General features: G+C 67.8%; 3 protein-coding genes. All 3 read left to right on the top strand.

Annotated features, from left to right (window positions below; translation table 11 throughout):
• Positions 1–475: 475 nt before the first annotated feature.
• The 3 genes from G6O54_RS36370 (at position 476) to G6O54_RS36360 (ending at position 5,611) form a co-directional block, all read left to right on the top strand.
• Positions 476–874 (top strand): hypothetical protein, encoded by a 399-nt coding sequence (locus G6O54_RS36370; RefSeq protein WP_165235820.1) that lies wholly within the window; start codon positions 476–478, stop codon positions 872–874.
• A 91-nt stretch (positions 875–965) separates the two neighbouring features.
• Positions 966–3,800, top strand: coding sequence for a TIM barrel protein (locus tag G6O54_RS36365; RefSeq protein ID WP_165235817.1), 2,835 nt, complete (start codon positions 966–968; stop codon positions 3,798–3,800).
• Complete coding sequence (locus G6O54_RS36360; protein ID WP_165235814.1) at positions 3,797–5,611, top strand: arylsulfatase; 1,815 nt, start codon at positions 3,797–3,799, stop codon at positions 5,609–5,611. Before G6O54_RS36365 ends, G6O54_RS36360 begins: the two co-directional genes overlap by 4 nt.

The raw sequence follows: 5,611 nt of genomic DNA, 5'->3' as shown, positions 1-5,611 counted from the left end.
CCCGGGCTGGGAGCGGCTCTTCTCCGGAAGGGAGGGCGAGGCTCCTGCCGAGCCAGGCGCCGGCTGGCGATCGCGCCGGGGCCTGGTTCCCAACGGCATCGCGGGCCGCGTCAGGCGCAACAGAAGCCGCCACGTCCGCATGCCGGGTGTGGGGCAGTCAACACCTACCTTTCGTCGCGCCAGGGCGAGGCTCCTGCCGAGCCCCGGGCAGGCTCCGGATGTTCAAGGAAGCCCCGAACTCGCGCAACAAATCCGGGATAGGCCTCGCCCGTCGTAAAGACCAACTTTCCAACACCCCAGGCTTACCGAGCCCCTGTCCTCGGGAGGTGGAGTACGTCGCCGGGACGGTTGACTCCCCACGGTGCATGCCCGACGATACGTTCAACATGGGGTGGATGGGCGGGAAAACCGGATGCTCGGCGGCGGGCGCGACAACGGGGCACCGGGCCGCCCTTCCACGAGCGAGGAGTCAGCGATGAGCCGAGGCGCACGCGGGATAGGCTTTCTACTCGTTTTCCTGCTGTCGGCCGGCGTGACGGCCGCGGGCGACGACGAGAAGACCGGGCCGGCCTTCGATCTGGCGGGCGAGTATTCCCTCCGCCCGGCGGCGAGCCCGGCCGGTCCCGCCGTCACGAAGATCCGGATCACGGCCTTCGGCGAACGCAAGTTCGTGGTCCGCGGGATCGGTCAGGATTGGGTCGGCCAGGGGCTTATTATCAACTTCAAGGGATATTATGATTGGAAGTTCGACGACGGCAAGGCAGGTCGAACCGAGCTGGTCTTGAAGCCCGACGGCACGATCGAGGGCCGCGTCGTCGGAGCGGGCATCGACTGGGAGTACCTCGGCTCGCCGACGAAGCTCCCGCCGAAGTAGGCGGGACGCCTCATCGCGACTGGCAGATGAACCCAGGGCGCTTCGGGATCCCAGAGTGACGCGGCTCCGATTCTCCGAGAAGGAGGACGACATGTATCCTCAAGGCCGACGATCCGGCCTCGGCGTGTCCGCCGGATTGGCGGTGGCCTGGCTCGTGGTCCTCGCTCCGTCCGTCGGCCTTGGCGACGAGCCCGGCCCGGTCCGTCGCGTGTATGCTCACCTGCTCGATCCGCGGGAGCATCCCGACGACGACCGGCGTGCGGTGAAGCCCCCCGGGTGGGGCACGTTCGGCGACCGGACGCGGTTCACCTGCCTCCGCGGCTTCAACGTGCAGGATGGGGCCATCGTCGGCCATCGCGAGGAGCTCGATCGATACACGCGGACGCACGAGCTGGGCGAGGTGATCTGGCCTTCGTATCCGATCCTCTTCGCCAAGAACCTGGGGGACCTCGCGGACGAGATCCGGAATCGGGGGCTCTTCCTGTTCGACGTCTGGGGCTACGTGCCGGGCTCAGGGCCCGGCGGTTACTGGACCCAGTTCCGCCCGGACCCCGGAGTCTTCCGGCTGCTGGAGTCGAAGCTCGGCGACCACTGGCTGGGGACCGACATCGGCGAGCAGGACGGGCGGTACATCGGCGGTTATGCCTCGCAGATGACGCCGTCGTCCGCGAGCCGGCGCGAGCAGTACCTCAACTTTCAGCGGCACTTCGAGCGGATGAGCGACGACCTGGGGCACAAGCACGCCACGCTGGTCTCGCTGAACTTCGGCCATTACCTGCTCCGCGAGGGGACGTTCACGCTCATCGGCGCGGAGACGGCCCAGGGCCTGCCGAACAATCAGGTCTACTACGCGTTCATCCGGGGCGCGGGCAAGCAGTACGGCGTCCCCTGGTTCGGCAATGCCTCGGTCTACAACCGCTGGGGATACAAGTCCTACGACTCCACCGGCCCGGATCACGGCCCGACCAAGGGGGCGAGCCTCAGCCTGCTCCGGAGGTTGCTCTACTGGCACATCCTCGCCAACTGCATGACCGTGGGGTTCGAGTCCGGCTGGCTCCAGGGGAACGACCTGTCGCCGATCGGCAAGGTGCAACAGAATGCCCGTCGCTGGGTCCAGCGGCATGGTCAACCGGGCGTGATGCTCACCCCGGTCGCCCTCCTGCTCGACCAGGACGCGGGATGGACTTTCCCCAGGCACCTCTACACGAGCGAGGTTTACCGCGTCTGGGGGAATCTCCCCTACGACGAAGGAGACTACCTGACCGACGCGATCCTCGGCCTGATCTACCCAAGATATCAGGACTCGTCGTTCTTCCACGACGAGACGGGCTTCCTCGCCCCCACGCCCCATGGCGACCTCGCCGACTGCCTGCTGAGCGACGCGCCCGGCTGGCTGCTGCGTCGATACCCGGTGGTGATTCTCGCCGGGGCCCTCCAGGGCGGGCGGGAAGTCTCGGACAGGCTGACGGCCTACGTGGAGCAGGGGGGGCACCTCGTCCTTACGGCGGGTAACCTGCCGCGATTGTCGAAGGGGTTCTGCGGCCTGGCGGAAATCAGGGCGAATGCGACGGGCGTGACGGAGAAGTCCTGCGGCGCCGGCCGGGTCACGCTGATCCACTCTCCGTGGGGCATGGAGCCGGAGTTCGCGGGGCGGCCTCCGAAGAGCGAGGAGGATCGGCCGCTGCCGAAGCCCTATCGCATGCAGCAGGCCGCGGAGGAAGCCATTCGTTCGGCGCTCGATGGCCAGCGGCTTCTCGACGTCGGCAATGCGAACCTCGCCTTCATCACCTGCCGAAAGGCCCGCGGCGAGTACACGCTGGGGATCGCCAACAACACCTGGCATGAGCAGGCCTTCCGGATCGCCAGCCGGTGCGGGGCGATCGAATCGATCGAGGAGCTCGCCATCGCGGACGGTGCGAGCAGCTCGCCGGGCTATGCGCCCGAGGGGATCGATTCCGCGAGCCTAGGCCGGAGCGGTGACGGTCGGATCGCCGGGGGAGACGTCCGCATCTTCCGCGTGAAGGTGAAGGAAACCGGCGTCGAGGAGATCGCCGACGTTCCGCCCTCGCCGCGACCCCGAAATCGCTTGCTGCCGCTCCGCGGCATGAGCCCGATCAAGGAGGAGGTCCTGGCCCGCCCGACCTTCTTCCAGCATTTCGACGGCGTGATCGTGGATTACCGCTACCTGCACGACCGCGATCGACGGGCCCTCCGGCGGGAAGCAGGCTGGATCGCTCGCCAGGGCCTGGCCGTCTGGGTCGACCTCTCGTCCGGCATCAACCTCTATCCCGGATTACGACTGGTGGACAACTCGGCCCAGGACTATGCGGACAGCCTGGCGGTCATCGCGGACGTCCAGGAGAAGATGGCGATCCTCGGGGCCCGCGATCTCGTCGTGTCCGGCCATCGACATCCCGAGAACAACATGACCGACGAGCAGGCGCGAGCCTCGTTCGCGGCGACGCTGCGGACGATCGGCGAGAAGGCGGCGTCGGGCGGTCGGCGAGTCCATCTCCGGATCGCCCCAGGCAAGCCTCCCTGGGGGCTCGCGGAGGCCGCCCGCCTCATCGACGGCGTTGGGCTTGCGAACCTGGACCTGGCGCCCGATCTCGCGCTTCTCGAGGAGCAACGGCCCGATGACGAGGCCGTCAAGGGATGGATCGGAAAGGTCGGAGCCTGGATGGCGGCCTCATCCCGGAAGGACGTCGCCGGCCGGCCCTGGGATGCGCACGCCCCCATCCATCGGGCGGACGCGTCGGGGGACACGATCCGGCGCTGGCTTGCTCTCGCTCCCGCAAGACCGATCGTGCTGGATGGGATCTATCCGAGCCAGGACGACGAGTACCTCGACGCGACGATGCTGGATCGCTGGGAAAGGCCCGTCCCGACCGGTGACGGTCCGCAGGTCCGAAAGGTGAAGCCATGAGATTCCGTGAATCGCAGGGGAAGGGTCGTCGACTCGGGATCGGCCCCGCGGCCGGTCGCATCCCCTTGATCATGATGACGGCGCTGACGCTGGGAGCCGCGGCCCACGGCGAGGTTGCCGCGGGCGCGAAGAGGCCGAACGTCGTCCTCGTCATCACCGACGACCAGGGCTTCGGCGAGCTCGGCGTGACCGGCAATCCGGTCGTTCGAACCCCGCACATCGACCGGTTGGCGTCGCAGGGCGCGTCTCTGACGAGCTTCCACACGATGCCCGTCTGCTCGCCGACACGCGCCTGCCTGATGACGGGACGGTACAACTACCGGACCGGAGTCGTCGACACCTACCTCGGGCGATCGATGATGGATCCTAAGGAGGTGACGCTGGCGGAGATGCTCGCGGCGGGTGGCTATCGAACGGGGATCTTCGGCAAGTGGCACCTGGGCGACAACTTCCCGATGCGAGCCGTGGATCGCGGCTTCCAGGAGTCGCTGGTCCTCAATGGCGGCGGGCTCGCGCAACCGGGGGACTCGCCCGATCCGGTGGATGAGCGAGGGGCGTACTTCAACCCCACGCTCCGCCGCAACGGCCGCTGGGAGAAGACCCGCGGCTACGTCAGCGATGTCATCACCGACGCGGCCATCGGGTTCGTCCGCGAGAACACCGACCGCCCCTTCTTCGCGTACCTGGCGTTCAACGCCCCGCACTCGCCCCACCAGGTCCCGGATCCGTATCGAGAGCGACACCCGGCCGCCGACTTCGACGCGGGACGATATCCTCAAGCGGGAAACCCGATGGCGACGAATCGCGCTCCCGAACCGCTCGCCCGGGTGTATGGGATGATCGAGAACATCGACGACAACGTCGGCCGCCTGCTCGCGACCCTCGATCAACTGAAGCTCGCGGAAAACACGATCGTCGTCCTCCTGTCCGACAACGGCTGCCAGGACCACAGGGGCTTCAACGCCGGCCTCCGGGGCTGGAAGGGGTCGACCTACGAGGGGGGCATCCATCAGTTCTGCTTCGTCCGCTGGCCGTCTCAGCTCGAGGCCGGGCGCAAGGTGGATCGCATCGCCTCGGTGATCGACCTGACACCGACGATCCTGGATCTCTGCGGCGTAACCAGTCCAAACGGCGTTGCGTTCGACGGCCGCAGCCTGGTGCCGCTGCTCCGAGGCGAATCCAGCCCGTGGCCCGATCGGACGCTCTTCTTCCAGTGGCACCGAGGCGATGCCCCGGGACGGTATCGGGCCTTCGCGGCCCGGTCCCAGGACTGGAAGCTCGTCCAGCCGTATGGCGCCGGGGAAGCCTGGGCCGGCAAGACGTCGTTCCAGCTCTACGACATGAGGAACGACCCTTACGAGCAGCACGACCTCGCGGCACGGGAGCCGGCCATGGTCTCGAAGCTTCGGGCCGAGTATGACGCCTGGTTCGGCGACGTCACCCGCGGGCGTGATTACACAGTGCCCCCGCGAATCGCGATCGGCTCGCCGAAGGAAACCCCCGTGCTCCTGACCCGCCAGGACTGGCGAGGCCCCGGCGCGAGCTGGTCGAAGGACGGCATCGGCCACTGGGAGGTCGACGTGGTCGCGCCGACCAGGTGCGAGGTCACGCTGCGATTCGCGGCGGCGAAGGAGAATGGTGAGGCCAGTCTCTCCTGCGGCAGCCTGATCGCGAGCAGGCCGATCCGCGCCGGAGATACGTCCTGCACCTTCGCGGGCCTGAACCTGCCGGCGGGGCCGGGCCGGTTCGAGGCCCGGATCGCCGCGGGCAAGTCAGTCGTCGGCGTGCAATACGTCAGCGTGGGGTTCTGA

The sequence above is a fragment of the Aquisphaera insulae genome, from assembly GCF_011064615.1.
Classification (GTDB): Bacteria; Planctomycetota; Planctomycetia; order Isosphaerales; family Isosphaeraceae; genus Aquisphaera; species Aquisphaera insulae.
This window is presented reverse-complemented; position numbering and strand designations above follow the sequence as displayed.